The sequence below is a fragment of the Thiomonas sp. OC7 genome (assembly GCF_900634595.1).
GTDB classification, from domain to species: domain Bacteria; phylum Pseudomonadota; class Gammaproteobacteria; order Burkholderiales; family Burkholderiaceae_C; genus Thiomonas; species Thiomonas arsenitoxydans.
Genome location: NZ_LR131953.1, coordinates 2743904 through 2762919, shown reverse-complemented (window position 1 = coordinate 2762919; position 19016 = coordinate 2743904). Strand labels below are relative to the sequence as shown.

At 63.3% G+C, this 19016-nt stretch carries 20 protein-coding genes; 6 read left to right on the top strand and 14 right to left on the bottom strand.

Annotated elements, in window-relative coordinates; genetic code table 11:
• Window positions 1-20: 20 nt before the first annotated feature.
• The 3 genes from tatA to BIO17B3_RS13260 all read right to left on the bottom strand — a co-directional run bounded on the left by tatA (window position 21) and on the right by BIO17B3_RS13260 (window position 2105).
• Window positions 21-299, bottom strand: a complete 279-nt coding sequence (gene tatA / locus BIO17B3_RS13270; RefSeq protein ID WP_156054378.1) for a Sec-independent protein translocase subunit TatA — start codon at window positions 297-299, stop codon at window positions 21-23.
• Window positions 300-421: 122 nt separating this feature from the next.
• The gene (glpK, locus tag BIO17B3_RS13265) at window positions 422-1927 is read right to left on the bottom strand and encodes a glycerol kinase GlpK (protein WP_156054377.1); all 1506 of its coding nucleotides are present in this window, start codon (window positions 1925-1927) and stop codon (window positions 422-424) included.
• Between the two features lie 10 nt (window positions 1928-1937).
• The gene (locus BIO17B3_RS13260) at window positions 1938-2105 is read right to left on the bottom strand and encodes a DUF6726 family protein (RefSeq protein ID WP_172979011.1); all 168 of its coding nucleotides are present in this window, start codon (window positions 2103-2105) and stop codon (window positions 1938-1940) included.
• Window positions 2106-2283: 178 nt separating this feature from the next.
• Here BIO17B3_RS13260 and BIO17B3_RS13255 point away from each other — a divergent pair, with 178 nt between their 5' ends.
• Both BIO17B3_RS13255 and BIO17B3_RS13250 read left to right on the top strand, forming a co-directional pair.
• Window positions 2284-3024, top strand: coding sequence for an acetoacetate decarboxylase (locus BIO17B3_RS13255; RefSeq protein ID WP_156054376.1), 741 nt, complete (start codon window positions 2284-2286; stop codon window positions 3022-3024).
• 396 nt (window positions 3025-3420) lie between these two features.
• Window positions 3421-3900: an Lrp/AsnC ligand binding domain-containing protein gene (locus tag BIO17B3_RS13250; protein WP_156054375.1), complete on the top strand. Its 480-nt coding sequence runs from the start codon at window positions 3421-3423 to the stop codon at window positions 3898-3900.
• Window positions 3901-3963: 63 nt separating this feature from the next.
• Here BIO17B3_RS13250 and BIO17B3_RS13245 read toward each other — a convergent pair whose 3' ends face one another.
• The 4 genes from BIO17B3_RS13245 to BIO17B3_RS13230 form a co-directional block, all read right to left on the bottom strand.
• Window positions 3964-5253, bottom strand: a complete 1290-nt coding sequence (locus tag BIO17B3_RS13245) for an MFS transporter (RefSeq protein WP_156054374.1) — start codon at window positions 5251-5253, stop codon at window positions 3964-3966.
• Between the two features lie 166 nt (window positions 5254-5419).
• Window positions 5420-5950, bottom strand: a complete 531-nt coding sequence (locus BIO17B3_RS13240) for a chloride channel protein (RefSeq protein ID WP_370512638.1) — start codon at window positions 5948-5950, stop codon at window positions 5420-5422.
• Window positions 5950-7035: an IS630 family transposase gene (locus BIO17B3_RS13235; protein ID WP_370512643.1), complete on the bottom strand. Its 1086-nt coding sequence runs from the start codon at window positions 7033-7035 to the stop codon at window positions 5950-5952. The genes BIO17B3_RS13240 and BIO17B3_RS13235 overlap by 1 nt, the downstream gene beginning before the upstream one ends.
• 75 nt (window positions 7036-7110) lie before the next feature.
• Window positions 7111-7983 (bottom strand): chloride channel protein, encoded by an 873-nt coding sequence (locus BIO17B3_RS13230; RefSeq protein WP_232054226.1) that lies wholly within the window; start codon window positions 7981-7983, stop codon window positions 7111-7113.
• A gap of 286 nt (window positions 7984-8269) precedes the next feature.
• Between BIO17B3_RS13230 and BIO17B3_RS13225 the strand changes: the two genes are divergently transcribed.
• Together BIO17B3_RS13225 and glmU are read left to right on the top strand one after the other, a co-directional pair.
• Window positions 8270-9061: a hypothetical protein gene (locus BIO17B3_RS13225; protein ID WP_156053740.1), complete on the top strand. Its 792-nt coding sequence runs from the start codon at window positions 8270-8272 to the stop codon at window positions 9059-9061.
• Between the two features lie 92 nt (window positions 9062-9153).
• Window positions 9154-10545, top strand: a complete 1392-nt coding sequence (gene glmU / locus BIO17B3_RS13220) for a bifunctional UDP-N-acetylglucosamine diphosphorylase/glucosamine-1-phosphate N-acetyltransferase GlmU (protein WP_232054291.1) — start codon at window positions 9154-9156, stop codon at window positions 10543-10545.
• Here glmU and BIO17B3_RS13215 read toward each other — a convergent pair.
• Window positions 10532-11011: an Lrp/AsnC family transcriptional regulator gene (locus tag BIO17B3_RS13215; protein ID WP_156054372.1), complete on the bottom strand. Its 480-nt coding sequence runs from the start codon at window positions 11009-11011 to the stop codon at window positions 10532-10534. The two genes, glmU and BIO17B3_RS13215, sit on opposite strands and share 14 nt — an antisense overlap.
• A gap of 147 nt (window positions 11012-11158) precedes the next feature.
• On the opposite strand from BIO17B3_RS13215, the gene glmS reads away from it, so the two are divergent.
• Window positions 11159-12994 (top strand): glutamine--fructose-6-phosphate transaminase (isomerizing), encoded by a 1836-nt coding sequence (gene glmS, locus BIO17B3_RS13210; RefSeq protein ID WP_156054371.1) that lies wholly within the window; start codon window positions 11159-11161, stop codon window positions 12992-12994.
• A gap of 87 nt (window positions 12995-13081) precedes the next feature.
• On the opposite strand, the gene BIO17B3_RS19480 is transcribed toward glmS, so the two are convergent.
• On the bottom strand, window positions 13082-13507 hold the full coding sequence (locus BIO17B3_RS19480; protein WP_172979012.1) for a CopD family protein: 426 nt from the start codon (window positions 13505-13507) through the stop codon (window positions 13082-13084).
• Window positions 13504-13830: a DUF3817 domain-containing protein gene (locus BIO17B3_RS13200; protein WP_156054369.1), complete on the bottom strand. Its 327-nt coding sequence runs from the start codon at window positions 13828-13830 to the stop codon at window positions 13504-13506. The genes BIO17B3_RS19480 and BIO17B3_RS13200 overlap by 4 nt, the downstream gene beginning before the upstream one ends.
• 117 nt (window positions 13831-13947) lie before the next feature.
• On the opposite strand from BIO17B3_RS13200, the gene BIO17B3_RS13195 reads away from it, so the two are divergent.
• A complete protein-coding gene (locus BIO17B3_RS13195) occupies window positions 13948-14925 on the top strand; it encodes a GlxA family transcriptional regulator (protein WP_156054368.1) in 978 nt (325 codons plus the stop codon).
• A 163-nt stretch (window positions 14926-15088) separates the two neighbouring features.
• Here BIO17B3_RS13195 and BIO17B3_RS13190 read toward each other — a convergent pair whose 3' ends face one another.
• From BIO17B3_RS13190 to BIO17B3_RS13175, 4 genes are all read right to left on the bottom strand, one after another.
• On the bottom strand, window positions 15089-15427 hold the full coding sequence (locus BIO17B3_RS13190; protein ID WP_232054290.1) for a hypothetical protein: 339 nt from the start codon (window positions 15425-15427) through the stop codon (window positions 15089-15091).
• 8 nt (window positions 15428-15435) lie between these two features.
• The gene (locus tag BIO17B3_RS13185) at window positions 15436-16521 is read right to left on the bottom strand and encodes an IS630 family transposase (protein WP_370512643.1); all 1086 of its coding nucleotides are present in this window, start codon (window positions 16519-16521) and stop codon (window positions 15436-15438) included.
• Window positions 16522-16661: 140 nt separating this feature from the next.
• Window positions 16662-17747, bottom strand: coding sequence for an IS630 family transposase (locus BIO17B3_RS13180; RefSeq protein WP_370512643.1), 1086 nt, complete (start codon window positions 17745-17747; stop codon window positions 16662-16664).
• A gap of 140 nt (window positions 17748-17887) precedes the next feature.
• Entirely contained in the window at window positions 17888-18973 is a 1086-nt protein-coding gene (locus tag BIO17B3_RS13175) for an IS630 family transposase (RefSeq protein ID WP_370512643.1), read from the bottom strand.
• Window positions 18974-19016: the final 43 nt, after the last annotated feature.

The following is a 19016-nucleotide window of genomic DNA, read 5'->3' as shown; positions in this document are numbered from 1 at the left end:
CATTTGCGCCCTCTGACGTTTTACTTCGCCTTGAAGGCGATGTCTTCGGCCTGCTCGGCGCGCGTGCCCAGTGGCGATTTGGCCGATGCCGTGACCTGGGGCGGCGGTGTGGACGCCGTTGCCGCAGCGTCGGTTTCGGCGGTTTTTTCCGCCGGGGCGTCGGTCTCTTTCATGCCTTGCTTGAAGCCGCGCACGGCCTCGCCCAAATCGCTGCCCATGTTTTTGAGCTTCTTGGTGCCGAAGATCATGATCACGATCAGCAGCACGATCAGCCAATGCCAAATACTGAATTCACCCATTGCGGTTCTCCTGTGCGTCCGCCGCGTGGCGGGCAGGTTCGACTCTGTTTAGGGTGAAATTGTCTCCCCAGGTTCACCCCTTCAGGTGAAAGCAAACGCAACATCTGCGCCGCAGGCAAAAATCAGTCGTCGGCCCAGTCGCGGGCGCGCTCCACGGCGCGGCGCCAGCGAGCCATGCGCGCCTCGCGCTCGTCGGTGCTCATCTGCGGGGTGAATCGGCGTTGTTCCTGCCATAGCGCGTGCAGCGCAGCCGCGTTCGGCCACAGCCCGGCGCCCAGCCCGGCCAGATAGGCCGCGCCCAGCGCCGTGCTCTCGGCCTGCACAGGACGCACCACGGGCACGCCCAGCAGGTCGGCCTGAAACTGCATCAGCGTGTCGTTCACCGCCGCGCCGCCATCCACCCGTAGTTCGGTCAGCGGCGGCCCGCCCTGCGCGGCGACGTCGGCCTGCATGGCGGCGAACAGCTCGGCGCTTTGATAGGCCATGCTGTCGATGGTGGCGCGGGCGACCTGCGCCGCCGTGGTGCCGCGGGTGATGCCGATGAGCAGGCCGCGCGCCTGTGCGTCCCAGTGCGGCGCGCCCAGGCCAGTGAAGGCGGGCACGAGCAGCACGCCGCCGCTGTCCGGCACACTGTCGGCGAGTTGCTGCGCTTCTTGCGCGCTGTGCACCAAGCCGAGGCCGTCGCGCAACCATTGCACCGCGGCCCCGGCGATGAACACGCCGCCTTCCAGGGCGTAATGCAAGGGCTGATCGGCGCCGAGCTTCCAGGCGATGGTGGTCAGCAGGCGCTGCTGCGAGCGCACCGCCTGCGTGCCGGTGTGCTGCAGTGCGAAGCAACCGGTGCCGTAGGTGTTTTTCGCCATGCCGGGCTGCAGGCAGGCCTGACCGAGCAGCGCGGCCTGCTGGTCGCCGGCCATGCCGGTGATGGGAATGTCCAAACCGCCCAGACGTGCCATGGCCAGCGCGCCGCAGTTGGGCACGATGGCGGGCAGCACGGCGCGGGGCACGCGCAGCAGCGCCAGCAACTCGTCGTCCCAGTCGCCGGTGTGGAGATTGCACAGCAGGGTGCGGCTGGCATTGCTGACATCGGTGAGGTGGGTCGCGCCGCCGCTCAGGTTCCATACCAGCCAGCTGTCGATGGTGCCTGCGGCCAACTCGCCACGTTCAGCGCGGGCGCGGGCGCCGGGAATGTGATCGAGCAGCCAAGCCAGCTTGGTGGCCGAGAAATAGGCGTCGGGCAACAGGCCGGTGCGCTCTTGCAGCAGCGGCGCGTGGCCGTCAGCCGCGAGCTGGGCGCAGATGCCCGCAGTGCGCCGGTCTTGCCAAACGATGGCGTTCGCCAGCGGCCTGCCGGTGGCGCGCTCCCACAGCACCACGGTTTCGCGCTGGTTGGTGATGCCAATGGCGGCGAGATCGCTCAGCTTCGCTCCGGCACGGGCCAGGGCTTCGGTGAGGGTGGCGCTTTGCGTGGCCCAGATGTCGAGCGGGTCATGTTCCACCCAGCCGGGTTGCGGGTAGTGCTGGGTGAACTCGCGCTGCGCGCTGGCCAGCACCCGGCCCTGCAGATCGACGATGAGGGTGCGCGAGCTGGACGTACCCTGATCGAGCGCGGCAATCAATGAGGGCATGACACCTCCGTCAGGGGTCGATCACGTCGGCGCAGACATCGGTCGGCGCAGCGGCCACATGGCCGACCACGGGCACCATTTTCAGGCCCGCCGATGCGATGCGGCAGGGCGCGGCCACGACACCGCAACCGGCAAGCGCCGTGGCCGCAAAGATCAATGCAATCAAGAGTCTGGACATGAGGTGGTGGTTTCAGCTTATGAGGTTCATTATGCGGGCAACTGAACCGAGGCTGAAGCAAACCGCCTTGCACGGAACCGATGATCCCGCCTTCACACTGACAGTAAGACGGGCCCGGTGAGATCGGGCGCGCCCAATTTCAGAACGACATCCCGCAGCCCTGACCAAAGGACACCTCATGAAAGCCGCCGACGTTGCCAAATCCGCCTTTTCCATGCCCCTCACCAGCCCCGCCTACCCGCCCGGCCCTTATCGTTTCATCGACCGCGAGTTTTTCGTGGTGGCCTACCGCACCGATCCCAAGGTGCTGCGCGCCATGATTCCCGAGCCGCTGGAGCCCGCGGGCGATCTGGTGAAGTTCGAGTTCATCCACATGCCCGACTCCACTGGTTTTGGCGCGTACACCGAATCCGGCCAGGTCGTACCCGTGCTCTACAAGGGCAAGCCAGCCACCTATCAGATTGCGATGTATCTCGACGACGAAGCGCCGATTGCCGGCGGACGCGAGATCTGGGGCTTTCCGAAAAAGCTCGCCAAGCCGCATCTCAGCGTGGTCGCCGACACCCTGCTGGGCACGCTCGACTACGGCCCAGTGCGCATTGCCACTGGCACCATGGGCTACAAACACCGCGCGCTCGACACCGCCAAAGTGCTGGCCTCGCTGCAGCAGCCCAACTTCCTGCTCAAAATCATTCCCGATGTGGACTGCACCCCGCGCATCTGCGAACTGGTGCGGTACGACCTGGAGGACATGGTGGTGAAAGGCGCCTGGGAAGGCCCCGCCGCGCTGGAGCTGCACGCCCACGCGCTGGCCCCGGTGGCATCGCTGCCGGTGCTCGAAGTGGTTTCGGGTGTTCACATCATCACCGACCTCACCCTGGGTCTGGGACGGGTGGCGCATAACTATCTCAAACCGTGAATGTTTTGAGCGCCCCCAGACCTGCCGCGTTCGCGTCAGGCCCCCCGAGGGGGATGAGAAAACTTGGGGCGGCCCGGCGTTTTCTCATGAGCCCCGGGCCAAACCCGTCAACCTGACGGCTCGGGGGCCAGTGAACAGTTCGTATTAGCGGTGTATAAAATCAAGTTGCGCGTCAATCCGGAAATGGCACCGATTCCCCGGCAATGAAGCACTGTTTACGGGTGCTGCCCTATATAAACCGGATTGATTGTCAGGCAATTGTCGCTAGACTTCGACTCGCATGACACTGATGCGCTAAATTTCAAACCTCTACTAATACAACCGTTCACACCGAGGCCATGATGAACTCTCTACTGCCCTGCTTGCAGTCTCCCACCCCCACCGCGGAGGCTCGCCATGTCTGAAAAAATTGGCGGCATCGACCGCATCGACCGTCGCCTGCTCGATCTGCTGCAGGAAGATGGCCGCATTGCCAATCTGCGTCTGGCCCAACTGGTCAATCTTTCGCCCACCGCCGTGCTGGAGCGCGTCAAGCGGCTCACGCGTGACGGCTTCATTCTCGGCTACGAAGGTCGGCTCAACCCCAACCTGCTCGGCGCGGGGCTGATGGTGTTCGTCGAAGTGCAGCTAGACCGCTCGGTGGCCGACAGCTTCGAGAAATTCCAGTCCGCCATCAAGGTGCGCCCGGAAATTCTCGAATGCCATATGGTGGCCGGCAATTTCGACTATCTGCTCAAGGTGCGCGTGGCCGATATGGCGGCCTACAAGACGTTTGTCGCCAACGTTATCGCCAACCTGCCCGGCGTGCGTGAAACCCGCTCGTTCGCCGTGATCGACGAGGTGAAGAACACCACCCGGCTGCAAGTCGAACTCTGACCGTCTTGCGGCCGAGAGCTGCAGCAAGGCGCGCGCGAATCTGACTGGTTCGCGCGCGCTTTTTTATTTTTGCGGTTTCGGCGTGAGCAGTACCAGCACGGCGCACAGCACCATGAAGGCGGCGAGCACCAGAATGCCGCCGTTGGTGCTCTGCGTGGTCTGCTTCACCCAACCGATGATGGACGGGCCGAAGAACCCGGCCAGATTGCCCAGCGCGTTGATCAGCGCAATGCCTGCCGCCGCCGCGGTGCCCGCGAGGAAGGCGTTGGGCAGCGCCCAGAACAGCGGCAGCACCACCATGATGCCCACGGTCGCCAGCGTCAGCGCCACCATCGCCAGCGTGGTGTCGGTGCTCCACAACGTGGAGAGCGCCAGGCCCACGGCGCCGATCAGCGCGGGAATGGCCACGTGCCAGCGGCGCTCATGGCGTTTGTCCGAGCTGCGGCCCACCAGAATCATCGCCACCACCGACACGCCGTAAGGCAGCGCGACAAGCCAGCCGATGGTCAGCGGATCGGTCACGCCGGTGGACTTGATCAGCAGCGGCAGCCAGAAGCTCAGGCCGTACAGGCCGATGACCACGGAGAAGTAGATCAGCGCCATCAGCCACACGCGCGGATCGGCCATGCCCTGCAGCGCCGTGTGCGCCGGCTTGGTCTGCGCCTCCTGGTCGAGCGCGTACTGCAGCGCGTTTTTCTCGTCCGCGTTCAGCCACTTGGCATGCTTGATGCCATTGTCGAGATAGAACAGGGTGACGATGCCCAGCACCACGGCCGGCAGGCCTTCGAGCACGAACAACCACTGCCACCCGGCCCAGCCGTGATGGCCGTGGAAGTGGTGCAAGATCCAGCCCGACACCGGCCCGCCGATCAAGCCGGACAGCGGCACCGCGCTCATGAACCAGGCGGTCATCTGGCTGCGCCGCGCCGCCGGATACCAATAAGTGAGATAGAGGATGATGCCCGGAAAGAACCCGGCCTCGGCCACGCCGAGCAGAAACCGCATCACATAGAACTGCGTCGGCGTGGTGACGAACAGCGTGAGCGCGGAAATCAGCCCCCAGGTGATCATGATGCGGGCGATCCACACCCGCGCGCCAACCCGGTGAAGAATGAGGTTGCTCGGCACCTCGAACAAAAAATAGCCGAGAAAAAAGATGCCCGCGCCGAGCCCGTACACCGCATCGGAAAACCCGAGGTCGCCCTTCATCTGCAACTGGGCGAAGCCAATGTTCACCCGGTCGAGATAGGCGACGAAATAGCACAAGATCAGGAAGGGAATGATGCGCCAGCCGATGCGGCGATAGACCGCTTCGGCTGGCGGGGCTGCGGGCGTTGCAGGATGTGTTGCCATGGGAAGTCTCCTTGTCGTCGTAGTTCAAACATGAGGGCTCATGAGAAAACGCCGGGCCGCCCCAAGTTTTCTCATCCCCCCTCGGGGGGCCTGACGCTTCGCGGCAGGTCTGGGGGCACTCCTCTCTACCCATTAAACCCGGTTCAAAGCCGGGATCAGCGCGTCATCAACGCGGCTTTTCATCCACCGTCACGGCAACCGTCTCGGCGGCTTGCGCCTCGGGCTGCGCCTTGCGCTGCGACGCATCCCCCAAGGGCGCAAAGTACTTCTGCTCGGCCAGCGCTTCATACAGCGGCGGGGTGAACAAATTCGCCACCCGGCTACTGATCAGCGCCGTGGCCATGAGCGGAATCACCAGCCCGCCGCCGTTGATCATTTCCATCACGATAACAAACGAAGTCAGCGGCGACTGCGTCACCGCTGCAAGATAACCCACCATGCAAATGGCCACCAAGGCCGACTGCGGATACTGCCCGAACCACTGGCTGACCCACTGCCCGAACCCCGCGCCGATCGACAGCGAAGGCGAGAACAGCCCGCCGGGCAGACCGGTGATGTAGGACAGCACCATGGTGAGCCACTTCACCAGCGGGTAATACCAGCTCACCTGCTCGCCGTGATTCATCAGCAAATGCCGCGCCTGCTCGTAGCCGCTGCCCCAGGTCTGCCCGGCCGAGGCGATGCCGATGATGGCCACTAGTGTAGTGTTCCATTCTGTTTGGAACTTAAGCGTCTATTCGCGCGAATGACCTTCTGCAGGATGTCGCGAGCGCTCTTGGTCCAGATGAACGGCTTGGGGTTGACGTTGTGATGTGCGACGTATTCGTCGATGGCAGCCACGAGTTCGGGCACGCTGGTGAACACCCCGCGGCGCAGCCGCTCGGTGGTGATGTCGCGGAAGAATCTCTCGACCATGTTCAGCCACGACGCAGAGGTGGGCGTGAAGTGCATGTTGAACCTGGGGTGCTTGGCCAGCCACTCCTGCACAGCCGGGTGCTTGTGTGTGGCGTAGTTGTCGGCGATCAGATGCAGCGTCTTGTCCTTGGGCGTCTCGCGGTCGATCTGGCGCAAGAACTTCAACCATTCAACGTGGGTATGGTGCTGCTGGCACTGGCCGATGACCTGGCCGTCAAGCACGTTGAGTGCGGCAAACAGCGTGGTCGTGCCATTGCGCTTGTAGTCGTGCGTCATGGTGGCCGCACGGCCCCTCTTCATGGGCAAGCCCGGCTGCGTGCGGTCCAGCGCCTGGACCTGGCTCTTCTCGTCACAGCACAGCACCAGCGCATGCTCGGGCGGGGACATGTACAGCCCCACGATGTCTTCGAGCTTCTCGACGAATTTCGGATCGCGCGAGACCTTGAAGCCACGCACGATATGAGGCTTCAGACCGTGCGCCTGCCAATGCCGCATGACAGTGCTCGCACTGACGCCCAGAACCTCACCCATCTTGCGTGTGCTCCAGTGCGTGGCGGTCTCGGGCGTGCTTTGCGTGGTCAGCTCCACCAGCTTGGCTGCGTCCACCTTGACCGGCGGCGCGCCACGTGGCAGGTCGCGCTCGATGCCTTGCAGCCCCGCTTGCAGATAGCGCTCGCGCCAGCGCGCGACCTGCACGCGACCGATACCAAGCTGCTCGGCGATCTCCTTGTTCTGAACGCCCTTGGCGGCCAGCAGCACGATGCGCGCGCGCTGCGCCAGTCGCACGCTGGTGCGCTTGGAACGCGCCAGCCGCGTCAGCTCGCTTTCCTGCTCGGTGGTCAATTCAATCGCCGGGGCAACGCGCACTTGCTCTCTCCAATGCAAACCGTAGTAAAACATTGGAGACAAGCAACTCAATTAAGTTCACTCAAGAATCAAACACTACACTAGCAGGCCCAGCCCCGCGCCCCACGCCAGCGGCGAGCGCTCGCGCCAAGCAAGCACCTTCGCAGGAATCCAGCGCACCTGTTTGAGCAAGGCCAGATTGAACGCCGCCCCGGCCAGACCGCAGACCACCGCGGCGATGACCACCGGCAAGACGAAGGCCAGCGGAAAAATGTCCGGCGCGGTGATCTGGCCGAAATACAGATAGTTGCCCGCCAGCGCCAAAGAGACCAGGCCGGAGAACACGATGCTGGTGATGAGCACGCCGTTGGTTCGCACCTCGAAGCTGCGGGTGAGCTCCTCGATGGCAAACAAAATCCCGGCCAGCGGGGTGTTGAACGCACCCGACAGACCCGCCGCCGAGCCCGCGAGTAGCAACAGGCGCTCCATGCGCAGCGACACACGGGGATAGAACCGCCGCATCTCGTACATGATGGACGCGCCGATATGCACCGTCGGCCCCTCGCGGCCCAGCGTCAGGCCGCCCAGCATGCCCAGCAGCCCGAGACCGATCTTGCCGATCAAGATGCGCAGACCGAACAGGCGGCGGATGCGGGTGGGGTCTGGCTGGCCATGCAGCGCCGCAATCACCTGCGGAATGCCGCTGCCCTCACTGCCGCTGAACCATTTGCGGGTCATCCATACCGCGCCGCCGGTCAACGCCGGGGTGATGAGCAGGGCCAGCCACGCCCGGCCGTCGATCCAGCCGAGAAAAATCGCCAGCACATCGTTGGTCCAATTGGCGAACTGCACCGCTGCCAACCCCACCAGGATCGCCCCCACCCAGAGCACGCCGTAATTCAGCCACGATCTGCGAAGTTCTTTTCGTGTGAGTCGCCAAATCGCAGCGGGGCGGTAACGAGCATGCATAGGGAACAAGAATAGCGGGACGGCGCGCACTGGCCATGAAGAGCAAGGCCTCTGGAATACGCGTACGGATGAAGCGGCAAAGCAGACAAAGCGTAATGGCGCGCAACTCGTCACCATACTGCACGGGGTAAATCTCAATAGAAACAGAACGTTGCCTGTGTCCCTTCGTGCAACTCAGGCATTGCACTTAAGGGTTTTTACGCACTAGGATAACCCCGCATTTTTGACAAAAGTTAAAACACAGACGCGTTCACAACCGCTGACACCTTGCGAGAAAGCCTTACCTATGCGTTCCCTTCATCTGCTCACCGTGCCGGAAAAACTGCTGCATACCGGCTTCATTTTTCTGGTCTGCATCGGCTTGCTCTGTGCCGAAGCCTATCTCTACGTCACCCACGCCGGTCTGGACGGCAAGACTGGGGTGACCCTCAAGGACATCCAGATTTCGTACTACGGCAACCGCGACAGCAGCAAGCTGCAAACCGTGCTGCCCACCATGCTCACCAACGCGGGCGTGCCGAAAGAGCAGTGGCCGCAACTGCAGAAGACCATCGACACCTGGGTGGTCGGCGGGCAGACCAAGGCCGGCTACGAGACCGAGATCAAGCCCATCCTCGCGCAACACTGCCTGATGTGCCACAGCGTGGCCATGAGCAAACAACTGCACAACCCGCCGCTGGCTTCGTATGAAGACGTGAACGCGGTGGCCAAGGTCGACACCGGCATGTCGTACAACTCGATGCTGATGACCGGCATGGTGCACCTGACCATGCTGGGGCTGATTTTCTGGGTGGCCGGCTGGCTGTTTTTGCAAACAAGGGTGCACAGCCAGATCAAGGCCATTTCGGTCATCACGCCGTTCATCGCCATGCTGCTCGATTTTTCCGGCTGGTTCCTCACCAAGCAGAACCCCGACTTCGCCTGGTTCGTGCTCATCGGCGGTGCGCTCTCGTGCCCGATCGCCATGATGGAGATGGGCGTGGCCCTGTTCGATATGTGGATCGGCCTGCCCAAATTCCTTATGCAGCGCATCGTGACCGAAGTGCCCAAGACGGTGGTGCGCACCGCCACAGCCTGATCATTTTTACGTTTTACCGACCCCGCTGATGCGGGGTTTTTCATGCGGCAAATGGCGCAGCAGCGTCACCGGCGCTCCTTAGAATGCGCGGCATGATGATCGCCCAAGCCCCCTCCTCCGCCCTTTCCGTCGTCGTCCTTGCCGCAGGCAAGGGCACGCGCATGCGCTCCGACGCTCCCAAAGTGCTGCAGCCGCTGGCGGGCAAACCGCTGCTCGGCCATGTGCTCGATACCGTGCATCACCTGTCGGCCGAGCGCGTGGTGGTGGTCACCGGTTTCGGCGCGCAGCGGGTGCAAGAGGCCTTTGCCCATCAGGCGCACCTGCGCTTTGCGCTGCAGGAGCCGCAGCTCGGCACCGGCCATGCGGTGCAGCAAGCCCTGCCGGACCTGCCGGGTGACGGCGTGTGCCTGGTGCTCTATGGCGACGTGCCGTTGGCGCCCGCCGCCAGTCTGGCGCCGCTGGTGGCGCAGGCGCAGACGGGCGCGCTCGCCCTGCTCACCGTCGAGCTGGACGACCCGACTGGTTATGGCCGCATTCTGCGCAACGCCGACGGCGCGGTGCAGGGTATCGTCGAACACAAAGACGCCACGCCGACGCAGCGCGCGGTGCGCGAATGCAACACCGGCATTCTGTGCGCGCCCCTGCCCGCCCTGCGCCGCTGGCTGGGCCAGTTGCGCAACGACAACGCGCAGGGCGAGTATTACCTCACCGACGTGGTGGCCCTGGCCGTGGCCGACAGTTTGCCGGTGCGCGCCTCCACCGTGGCCGACGCGGACGACGTGCTCGGCGTGAACGACCGCAGCCAGCTCGCGCATCTGGAGCGCGTGGTGCAACTGCGCACTGCGAGCCGCCTGCTCGACGCGGGCGTCACCCTGGCCGACCCGAGCCGCATCGACGTGCGCGGCGCGCTGCACTGTGGCCGCGATGTGTTCATCGACGTGGGCTGCGTGTTCGAAGGCGAAGTGCATCTGGCCGACGGCGCCCGCGTGGGGCCCTACGCCGTGCTGCGCGATGTGCGCGTGGGCGCGGGCACGGTGGTGCATCCCTTCTGCCATCTCGACGGCGCGAGCATCGGCGCGGGCGCGAGCATCGGCCCCTTCGCCCGGCTGCGGCCCGCGACCGCCCTGGCCGACGGCGTGCACATCGGCAACTTCGTCGAAGTGAAAAACGGCACACTGGGCCCGGGCTCCAAGGCCAACCACTTGAGCTATGTGGGTGACGCCACGGTGGGCTCGCGGGTCAATATCGGCGCGGGCACCATCGTGGCCAACTACGACGGCGCCAACAAACACCGCACCGTGATTGAAGACGATGCGCACACCGGCTCCAACTCGGTGCTGGTCGCGCCCATCACCATCGGTGCGGGCGCGACGGTGGGCGCGGGTTCCACGGTGAGCAAAAACGTGCCGGCGGGCAAGCTCACGGTCGCACGCGCCAAGGCCGTCACCCTCGACGGCTGGACCCGCCCGGTCAAGAAGAAATAAGCCCAGGCACGCGCGGCTCGAACTTGCTGCGGTGCACCGAAAAAAACGCGCGCACATTGCGCACCTGATTCGCTGCGGTAAACAACCGGTGCACCAGGGCGTGATAGGCCGCCATGTCCACGACCAGCAACACCAGCACGAAGTCCGGCCCGGGCGACACGCGGTAGCACTGCTGCACCTCGGGCACGTCGGCCACCAGCGCCTCGAATGCCGCCATGCGCTCGGCCGCCTGCTCGGCCAGGGTGATCTCGACAATCACGGTCAGCCCCGCCCCCACCCGTTCGGGGTTGAGCACCGCGATGCGCCGCTCGATCACCCCCGCCTCCACCAGCCGCCGCACCCGGCGCAGACAGGTGGGCGGGGTGAGGTGGGCGCGCTGCGCCAACTCTTGGTTGCTCAGCGCGCAATCCTGCTGCAGCACATCCAGCAAGCGCCGGTCGGCTTCGTCGAGTTCTATTGACTCCATTTCATTCCATTTTCTAGTCATTTTTGCAATTTTATTCCATGCACTAATCACGGTGGAATCTGCAATCATTTTTCGTGAAATATTGCCGACTCATTTCACAGGCGCCTGCCTATCATGGCAGCCAACGCAACCCTAGGGAGTCTGTTCATGTGTGGAATCGTCGGCGCCGTGGCGCAACGCAATATCGTTCCGGTGTTGATCGAGGGCCTGCGCCGCCTGGAATATCGCGGCTATGACTCCTGCGGCATCGCCGTCTATGCCGACGGCCGGTTGCAGCGCGCCCGCAGCGTGTCGCGCGTGGCCGAGCTCGACGCGCAAACGCACGACCTGCAAGCCTTCACCGGCATCGCCCACACCCGCTGGGCCACCCACGGCGCGCCCACCACCCGCAACGCGCACCCGCATTTCTCAGCCGGGCCGAACAAGACGGCGGAGTCGGCGCACATCGCCGTGGTGCACAACGGCATCATCGAAAACTACGAGGCGCTGCGCGCCATGCTGAAGTCAGACGGCTACCAGTTCGAGAGCCAGACCGACACCGAAGTCATCGCCCACCTGATCGATCACCTCTACGCCGGCGATCTGTTCGAGGCGGTGCAGGCCGCTACCCAGCAACTGCACGGCGCGTATGCGATTGCGGTATTCAGCCGCGAGGAGCCGCACCGCATCATCGGCGCGCGCGACGGTTCGCCGCTGGTCGTTGGCCTGGGTCAGAACGAAAACTTCCTCGCCTCCGACGCGCTGGCGCTGGCCGGCACCACCGACCAATTCATCTTCCTCGAAGACGGCGATGTGGCCGACCTGCAACTGGGCAAGGTGTGGATCGTCGACCGCGCCCACAAGCCCGTCGAACGCGAAGTACGCACCATCACCGCCTACACCGCCGCCGTGGAGCTTGGCCCTTACCGCCACTTCATGCAGAAAGAAATTTTCGAGCAGCCGCGCGCCATCGCCGACACGCTCGACGGCATCCAGGCCATCACCCCCGCACTGTTCGGCCCGCAGGCCGAGAGCGTGTTCCCCGCCATCAGCGGCGTGCGCATTCTGGCCTGCGGCACCAGCTTCTACGCCGGGCTCACCGCCAAGTACTGGATCGAGTCCATCGCCCGCGTGCCCGTCGAGGTGGAGGTCGCCAGCGAATACCGCTACCGCGACTCGGTACCCGACCCGAGCGCGCTGGTCGTCGTCATTTCCCAGTCGGGCGAAACCGCCGACACCCTGGCCGCGCTCAAACACGCCAAGCAACTCGGCCACACCCACACCCTGGCCGTGGTCAACGTCGCCACCAGCGCCATGGCACGCGAAACCGCCATGAAGTTCTTCACCCGTGCCGGGGCCGAAATCGGCGTAGCCTCGACCAAGGCCTTCACCACCCAGCTTGTCGCGCTCTACCTGCTGGCCGGGGCGCTGGCCCGCGCCAAAGGCCGCCTGAGCGACGAGGCTGAAGCCACCATGCTCACCTCCCTGCGCCACCTGCCCGCCGCCGTGCAAAGCGTGCTGGCGCTGGAGCCGCAGATCATCGCCTGGGCCGAACAGTTCGCCCGCCGCGAAAACGCCCTGTTTCTCGGGCGCGGCATGCACTACCCCATCGCCCTCGAAGGCGCGCTCAAGCTCAAGGAGATCACCTACATCCACGCCGAGGCCTACCCCGCGGGCGAACTCAAGCACGGCCCGCTGGCGCTGGTGACCGAAGCCATGCCCGTGGTCGCCGTCGCCCCGCGAGATGCGCTGCTCGACAAACTCAAGAGCAACCTGCAGGAAGTGCGCGCCCGCGGCGGCGAGCTCTACGTCTTCGCCGACGCCGACGGCCAGATCGAAGCCAGCGAAGGCGTACACCTCATCCGCCTGCCCGAACACTACGGCGCGCTATCCCCCATCCTCCACGTCGTGCCCCTGCAACTGCTGGCCTATCACACCGCAACCGCCCGCGGCACCGATGTGGACAAGCCCCGCAATCTGGCCAAGAGTGTGACGGTGGAGTGATGAGGGCGAGGCGAGCCATACCGTTTGGTTTGCGCGAGCCTCGTCAAAACATCGTGCAAGAAGAAGACGATGCGTCAAACGCACGCTCTATGGTTTGACTGTGACCAGCACCGCAATAACCAACAAGCAAGCGACAGCGACAGCAGGGCTGTGCCTTAGCCAGGATGATTTGGACGCAGGGGCATTCTCCATGCGCTTGCGTAGCGTGGCCGTCAATACACCATGCAACGCAGACAAGGCTACGACCAACACGATTTTGGCGGTCAGCCATCCCTGACCCAACCATCCGCCCCATACAGCGAGGCCCAGGCCGGTTGCCCAAACGACACCCAAGGCCGGCGTAGTCACACGGCGATCCCACAACAGGGCGGCATGCGCAATACGCTTGTCGTTGGGTAGAAGCACTCCGCTCCCCAAAGTCCAGCCTGATGCCACAACTGCCAATAGCGTAAGCCCGCCAGTAAAGATGAGTGCGGCCGCGATATGCAGGCTTTTAATCCAGAGGTATGTCATCGCAGGGCCCGCCAACTGTAGATGCCGCCGAAGGGCACGAATGCAGCAAGCAGCAACTTTGCTCCTGTCCGCCCCGAGATGCTCCCTGCCGCCATAGCTTGCACGACCATCCATCCAAAAACCAAAAATACAAATCCGTGGATGGGGCCCATCACTTCAACTGCGAGCGGGTATCCCGCCAGGTGCTTCAACGGCACGGCAACGAATAGCAATGCGAGCAGCGTGGTCGCCTCGACGAGGCAGAACACACGAAGTATCGAGAGGCGAGATTTGGGGGTGAATGGTGAGCCACTGACGCTGCTCTCACGATCTTGAAGAGTCATGCCGCCATTCTTCGCAAAGCGCGTATAGTGGAAAAGTGGCTGAATTGACATTATTCGACTGTTTTCGGCCATTCCACAGCGAACCTACAAACCAGCAAGTTGATTGGTCAACTCAGCATGAAATCAACCCGAACCCAAGCGCTCAGACCGCACCGCATGGCCTGCCTTGCCCTACCTGGCGTGTTGTCGTTTGATCTTGCAACGGCCTGCGAGACCTTTCGCTATGCGACGAGCGCGGCCGGTCAAGCTTGCTACCAAGTGGCTGTGTGTGCAGAGCAGCCCGAACTGGATGCTGGCGTGTTCAGCCTGCGCATCAAACACGACCTGACGCCGCTGGAAACCGCTGACACCATCATCGTGCCGGGCATCTTTTTGCCGCAGATGTCGGTGAGTCCGGCCGTTGTAGAGGCGCTGCGTAAGGCGGCTCGACGAGGGACGCGGATCGCCTCAATTTGCACGGGTGCATTTGTGTTGGCCGAAGCGGGCTTGCTGAATGGATTGCGTGCAACCACGCACTGGGCCGCGGCGCCTGAGTTGGCTCAACGGTATCCCGCCGTCGACTTGGACCCTGCAGTGCTCTTCGTCGACAACGGTCAGATCCTCACGTCAGCCGGAGCAGCTGCGGGGCTTGATCTCTGCCTGCACATGATCCGATCTGACTTCGGCGCAGCAATCGCTGCCCATGTCGCGCGGTTGTCTGTGGTGCCCCTCCAGCGCGACGGTGGGCAGGCCCAGTTCATTCCGCCGACAACCGCGTCTACTGACAGAAACCTACACCCCCTGATCAACTGGGTAATGGCCAACTTGAATCAGCCGCTCACCATCTCAGCCTTGGCCGATCAGGCGCGCAGCAGTACGCGAACGCTGCACAGGCGGTTCATCGAGCAGTTTGGAGAGTCGCCTTCCCAATGGCTCATTCGCATGCGAGTACAGCGTGCACAAGAGCTTCTCGAGAGCACCAAACTTTCGGTGGAGCAGATCGTGACTGAGGTGGGGCTTGGGTCAACTGCTAACTTCAGGCTGCATTTTCAACGCATCTTGGGGGTAAGCCCAAGGCAGCACCGGAGGAATTTCGGCGGTCGTGACTATCGTTGATGGTCGCCCCCACTCCATGAGTGATCCGAGCTTGTTATGAACCTGCACTCGCCAAAGATTGGCCGCCATCGCAGCGCTCAATTTCTCGCAAAAGAACGGAAGGCTGATGATCTCCAAAGGCGGCGATCAAAGTATCCGAGGGCGCCTGCCACAACTTTCCGTCTCACGACCGCGCTTCGCCGCCTGAGCCCAATGCGGCACCCTGCGCCACACGCATCACGCTGAACAAGGCGCCCAGCGCGGCCAGGCCGGTGGCAACCAGCAGGCCAACCTGAGGGGCGTGAGCTCCGGCCACCAGGTGAAACACCAGCGAGCTGGCCACGGCGCCCGCGGTCTGGCCTGAGAGCCGCGCGGTGGCTTGCATGCCGCCGGCCGCAGCGCTGCGTGCGCGGGGGGCGGCGAGCAGCATGTTGCGGTTGTTCGGCACCTGGAAGAATCCGAAACCCAGGCCACACAACACGGTACTGGCGACGAGGGGCAGCAGACGCTGTTCCTGCGTCATCCAGGCGGCTAGTGTAGTGTTCCATTCTGTTTGGAACTTAAGCGTCTATTCGCGCGAATGACCTTCTGCAGGATGTCGCGAGCGCTCTTGGTCCAGATGAACGGCTTGGGGTTGACGTTGTGATGTGCGACGTATTCGTCGATGGCAGCCACGAGTTCGGGCACGCTGGTGAACACCCCGCGGCGCAGCCGCTCGGTGGTGATGTCGCGGAAGAATCTCTCGACCATGTTCAGCCACGACGCAGAGGTGGGCGTGAAGTGCATGTTGAACCTGGGGTGCTTGGCCAGCCACTCCTGCACAGCCGGGTGCTTGTGTGTGGCGTAGTTGTCGGCGATCAGATGCAGCGTCTTGTCCTTGGGCGTCTCGCGGTCGATCTGGCGCAAGAACTTCAACCATTCAACGTGGGTATGGTGCTGCTGGCACTGGCCGATGACCTGGCCGTCAAGCACGTTGAGTGCGGCAAACAGCGTGGTCGTGCCATTGCGCTTGTAGTCGTGCGTCATGGTGGCCGCACGGCCCCTCTTCATGGGCAAGCCCGGCTGCGTGCGGTCCAGCGCCTGGACCTGGCTCTTCTCGTCACAGCACAGCACCAGCGCATGCTCGGGCGGGGACATGTACAGCCCCACGATGTCTTCGAGCTTCTCGACGAATTTCGGATCGCGCGAGACCTTGAAGCCACGCACGATATGAGGCTTCAGACCGTGCGCCTGCCAATGCCGCATGACAGTGCTCGCACTGACGCCCAGAACCTCACCCATCTTGCGTGTGCTCCAGTGCGTGGCGGTCTCGGGCGTGCTTTGCGTGGTCAGCTCCACCAGCTTGGCTGCGTCCACCTTGACCGGCGGCGCGCCACGTGGCAGGTCGCGCTCGATGCCTTGCAGCCCCGCTTGCAGATAGCGCTCGCGCCAGCGCGCGACCTGCACGCGACCGATACCAAGCTGCTCGGCGATCTCCTTGTTCTGAACGCCCTTGGCGGCCAGCAGCACGATGCGCGCGCGCTGCGCCAGTCGCACGCTGGTGCGCTTGGAACGCGCCAGCCGCGTCAGCTCGCTTTCCTGCTCGGTGGTCAATTCAATCGCCGGGGCAACGCGCACTTGCTCTCTCCAATGCAAACCGTAGTAAAACATTGGAGACAAGCAACTCAATTAAGTTCACTCAAGAATCAAACACTACACTAGGTGGTAGCAGTCGCAGTGGCGGACGTCGCTGCAGTAGAACGGCTCCGTGCGCAAATCTAGTGTAGTGTTCCATTCTGTTTGGAACTTAAGCGTCTATTCGCGCGAATGACCTTCTGCAGGATGTCGCGAGCGCTCTTGGTCCAGATGAACGGCTTGGGGTTGACGTTGTGATGTGCGACGTATTCGTCGATGGCAGCCACGAGTTCGGGCACGCTGGTGAACACCCCGCGGCGCAGCCGCTCGGTGGTGATGTCGCGGAAGAATCTCTCGACCATGTTCAGCCACGACGCAGAGGTGGGCGTGAAGTGCATGTTGAACCTGGGGTGCTTGGCCAGCCACTCCTGCACAGCCGGGTGCTTGTGTGTGGCGTAGTTGTCGGCGATCAGATGCAGCGTCTTGTCCTTGGGCGTCTCGCGGTCGATCTGGCGCAAGAACTTCAACCATTCAACGTGGGTATGGTGCTGCTGGCACTGGCCGATGACCTGGCCGTCAAGCACGTTGAGTGCGGCAAACAGCGTGGTCGTGCCATTGCGCTTGTAGTCGTGCGTCATGGTGGCCGCACGGCCCCTCTTCATGGGCAAGCCCGGCTGCGTGCGGTCCAGCGCCTGGACCTGGCTCTTCTCGTCACAGCACAGCACCAGCGCATGCTCGGGCGGGGACATGTACAGCCCCACGATGTCTTCGAGCTTCTCGACGAATTTCGGATCGCGCGAGACCTTGAAGCCACGCACGATATGAGGCTTCAGACCGTGCGCCTGCCAATGCCGCATGACAGTGCTCGCACTGACGCCCAGAACCTCACCCATCTTGCGTGTGCTCCAGTGCGTGGCGGTCTCGGGCGTGCTTTGCGTGGTCAGCTCCACCAGCTTGGCTGCGTCCACCTTGACCGGCGGCGCGCCACGTGGCAGGTCGCGCTCGATGCCTTGCAGCCCCGCTTGCAGATAGCGCTCGCGCCAGCGCGCGACCTGCACGCGACCGATACCAAGCTGCTCGGCGATCTCCTTGTTCTGAACGCCCTTGGCGGCCAGCAGCACGATGCGCGCGCGCTGCGCCAGTCGCACGCTGGTGCGCTTGGAACGCGCCAGCCGCGTCAGCTCGCTTTCCTGCTCGGTGGTCAATTCAATCGCCGGGGCAACGCGCACTTGCTCTCTCCAATGCAAACCGTAGTAAAACATTGGAGACAAGCAACTCAATTAAGTTCACTCAAGAATCAAACACTACACTAGGTGGTAGCAGTCGCAGTGGCGGACGTCGCTGCAGTAGAACGGCTCCGTGCGCAAATCTAGTGTAGTGTTCCATTCTGTTTGGAACTTAAGCGTCTATTCGCGCGAATGACCTTCTGCAGGATGTCGCGAGCGCTCTTGGTCCAGATGAACGGCTTGGGGTTGACGTTGTGATGTGCGACGTATTCGTCGATGGCAGCCACGAGTTCGGGCACGCTGGTGAACACCCCGCGGCGCAGCCGCTCGGTGGTGATGTCGCGGAAGAATCTCTCGACCATGTTCAGCCACGACGCAGAGGTGGGCGTGAAGTGCATGTTGAACCTGGGGTGCTTGGCCAGCCACTCCTGCACAGCCGGGTGCTTGTGTGTGGCGTAGTTGTCGGCGATCAGATGCAGCGTCTTGTCCTTGGGCGTCTCGCGGTCGATCTGGCGCAAGAACTTCAACCATTCAACGTGGGTATGGTGCTGCTGGCACTGGCCGATGACCTGGCCGTCAAGCACGTTGAGTGCGGCAAACAGCGTGGTCGTGCCATTGCGCTTGTAGTCGTGCGTCATGGTGGCCGCACGGCCCCTCTTCATGGGCAAGCCCGGCTGCGTGCGGTCCAGCGCCTGGACCTGGCTCTTCTCGTCACAGCACAGCACCAGCGCATGCTCGGGCGGGGACATGTACAGCCCCACGATGTCTTCGAGCTTCTCGACGAATTTCGGATCGCGCGAGACCTTGAAGCCACGCACGATATGAGGCTTCAGACCGTGCGCCTGCCAATGCCGCATGACAGTGCTCGCACTGACGCCCAGAACCTCACCCATCTTGCGTGTGCTCCAGTGCGTGGCGGTCTCGGGCGTGCTTTGCGTGGTCAGCTCCACCAGCTTGGCTGCGTCCACCTTGACCGGCGGCGCGCCACGTGGCAGGTCGCGCTCGATGCCTTGCAGCCCCGCTTGCAGATAGCGCTCGCGCCAGCGCGCGACCTGCACGCGACCGATACCAAGCTGCTCGGCGATCTCCTTGTTCTGAACGCCCTTGGCGGCCAGCAGCACGATGCGCGCGCGCTGCGCCAGTCGCACGCTGGTGCGCTTGGAACGCGCCAGCCGCGTCAGCTCGCTTTCCTGCTCGGTGGTCAATTCAATCGCCGGGGCAACGCGCACTTGCTCTCTCCAATGCAAACCGTAGTAAAACATTGGAGACAAG

Bases quoted from the DNA above. Each gene is read 5' to 3' on its own strand.
- BIO17B3_RS13255 (WP_156054376.1), top strand. From the start codon at position 2,284: ATGAAAGCCGCCGACGTTGCCAAATCCGCCTTTTCCATGCCCCTCACC.
- glpK (WP_156054377.1), bottom strand. From the start codon at position 1,927: ATGCCCTCATTGATTGCCGCGCTCGATCAGGGTACGTCCAGCTCGCGC.
- BIO17B3_RS19480 (WP_172979012.1), bottom strand. From the start codon at position 13,507: ATGACATACCTCTGGATTAAAAGCCTGCATATCGCGGCCGCACTCATC.
- BIO17B3_RS13250 (WP_156054375.1), top strand. From the start codon at position 3,421: ATGTCTGAAAAAATTGGCGGCATCGACCGCATCGACCGTCGCCTGCTC.
- BIO17B3_RS13200 (WP_156054369.1), bottom strand. From the start codon at position 13,830: ATGACTCTTCAAGATCGTGAGAGCAGCGTCAGTGGCTCACCATTCACC.
- BIO17B3_RS13195 (WP_156054368.1), top strand. From the start codon at position 13,948: ATGAAATCAACCCGAACCCAAGCGCTCAGACCGCACCGCATGGCCTGC.
- glmS (WP_156054371.1), top strand. From the start codon at position 11,159: ATGTGTGGAATCGTCGGCGCCGTGGCGCAACGCAATATCGTTCCGGTG.
- BIO17B3_RS13215 (WP_156054372.1), bottom strand. From the start codon at position 11,011: ATGGAGTCAATAGAACTCGACGAAGCCGACCGGCGCTTGCTGGATGTG.
- BIO17B3_RS13225 (WP_156053740.1), top strand. From the start codon at position 8,270: ATGCGTTCCCTTCATCTGCTCACCGTGCCGGAAAAACTGCTGCATACC.
- BIO17B3_RS13260 (WP_172979011.1), bottom strand. From the start codon at position 2,105: ATGTCCAGACTCTTGATTGCATTGATCTTTGCGGCCACGGCGCTTGCC.
- tatA (WP_156054378.1), bottom strand. From the start codon at position 299: ATGGGTGAATTCAGTATTTGGCATTGGCTGATCGTGCTGCTGATCGTG.
- BIO17B3_RS13190 (WP_232054290.1), bottom strand. From the start codon at position 15,427: ATGACGCAGGAACAGCGTCTGCTGCCCCTCGTCGCCAGTACCGTGTTG.
- BIO17B3_RS13245 (WP_156054374.1), bottom strand. From the start codon at position 5,253: ATGGCAACACATCCTGCAACGCCCGCAGCCCCGCCAGCCGAAGCGGTC.
- glmU (WP_232054291.1), top strand. From the start codon at position 9,154: ATGATGATCGCCCAAGCCCCCTCCTCCGCCCTTTCCGTCGTCGTCCTT.
- BIO17B3_RS13230 (WP_232054226.1), bottom strand. From the start codon at position 7,983: ATGCATGCTCGTTACCGCCCCGCTGCGATTTGGCGACTCACACGAAAA.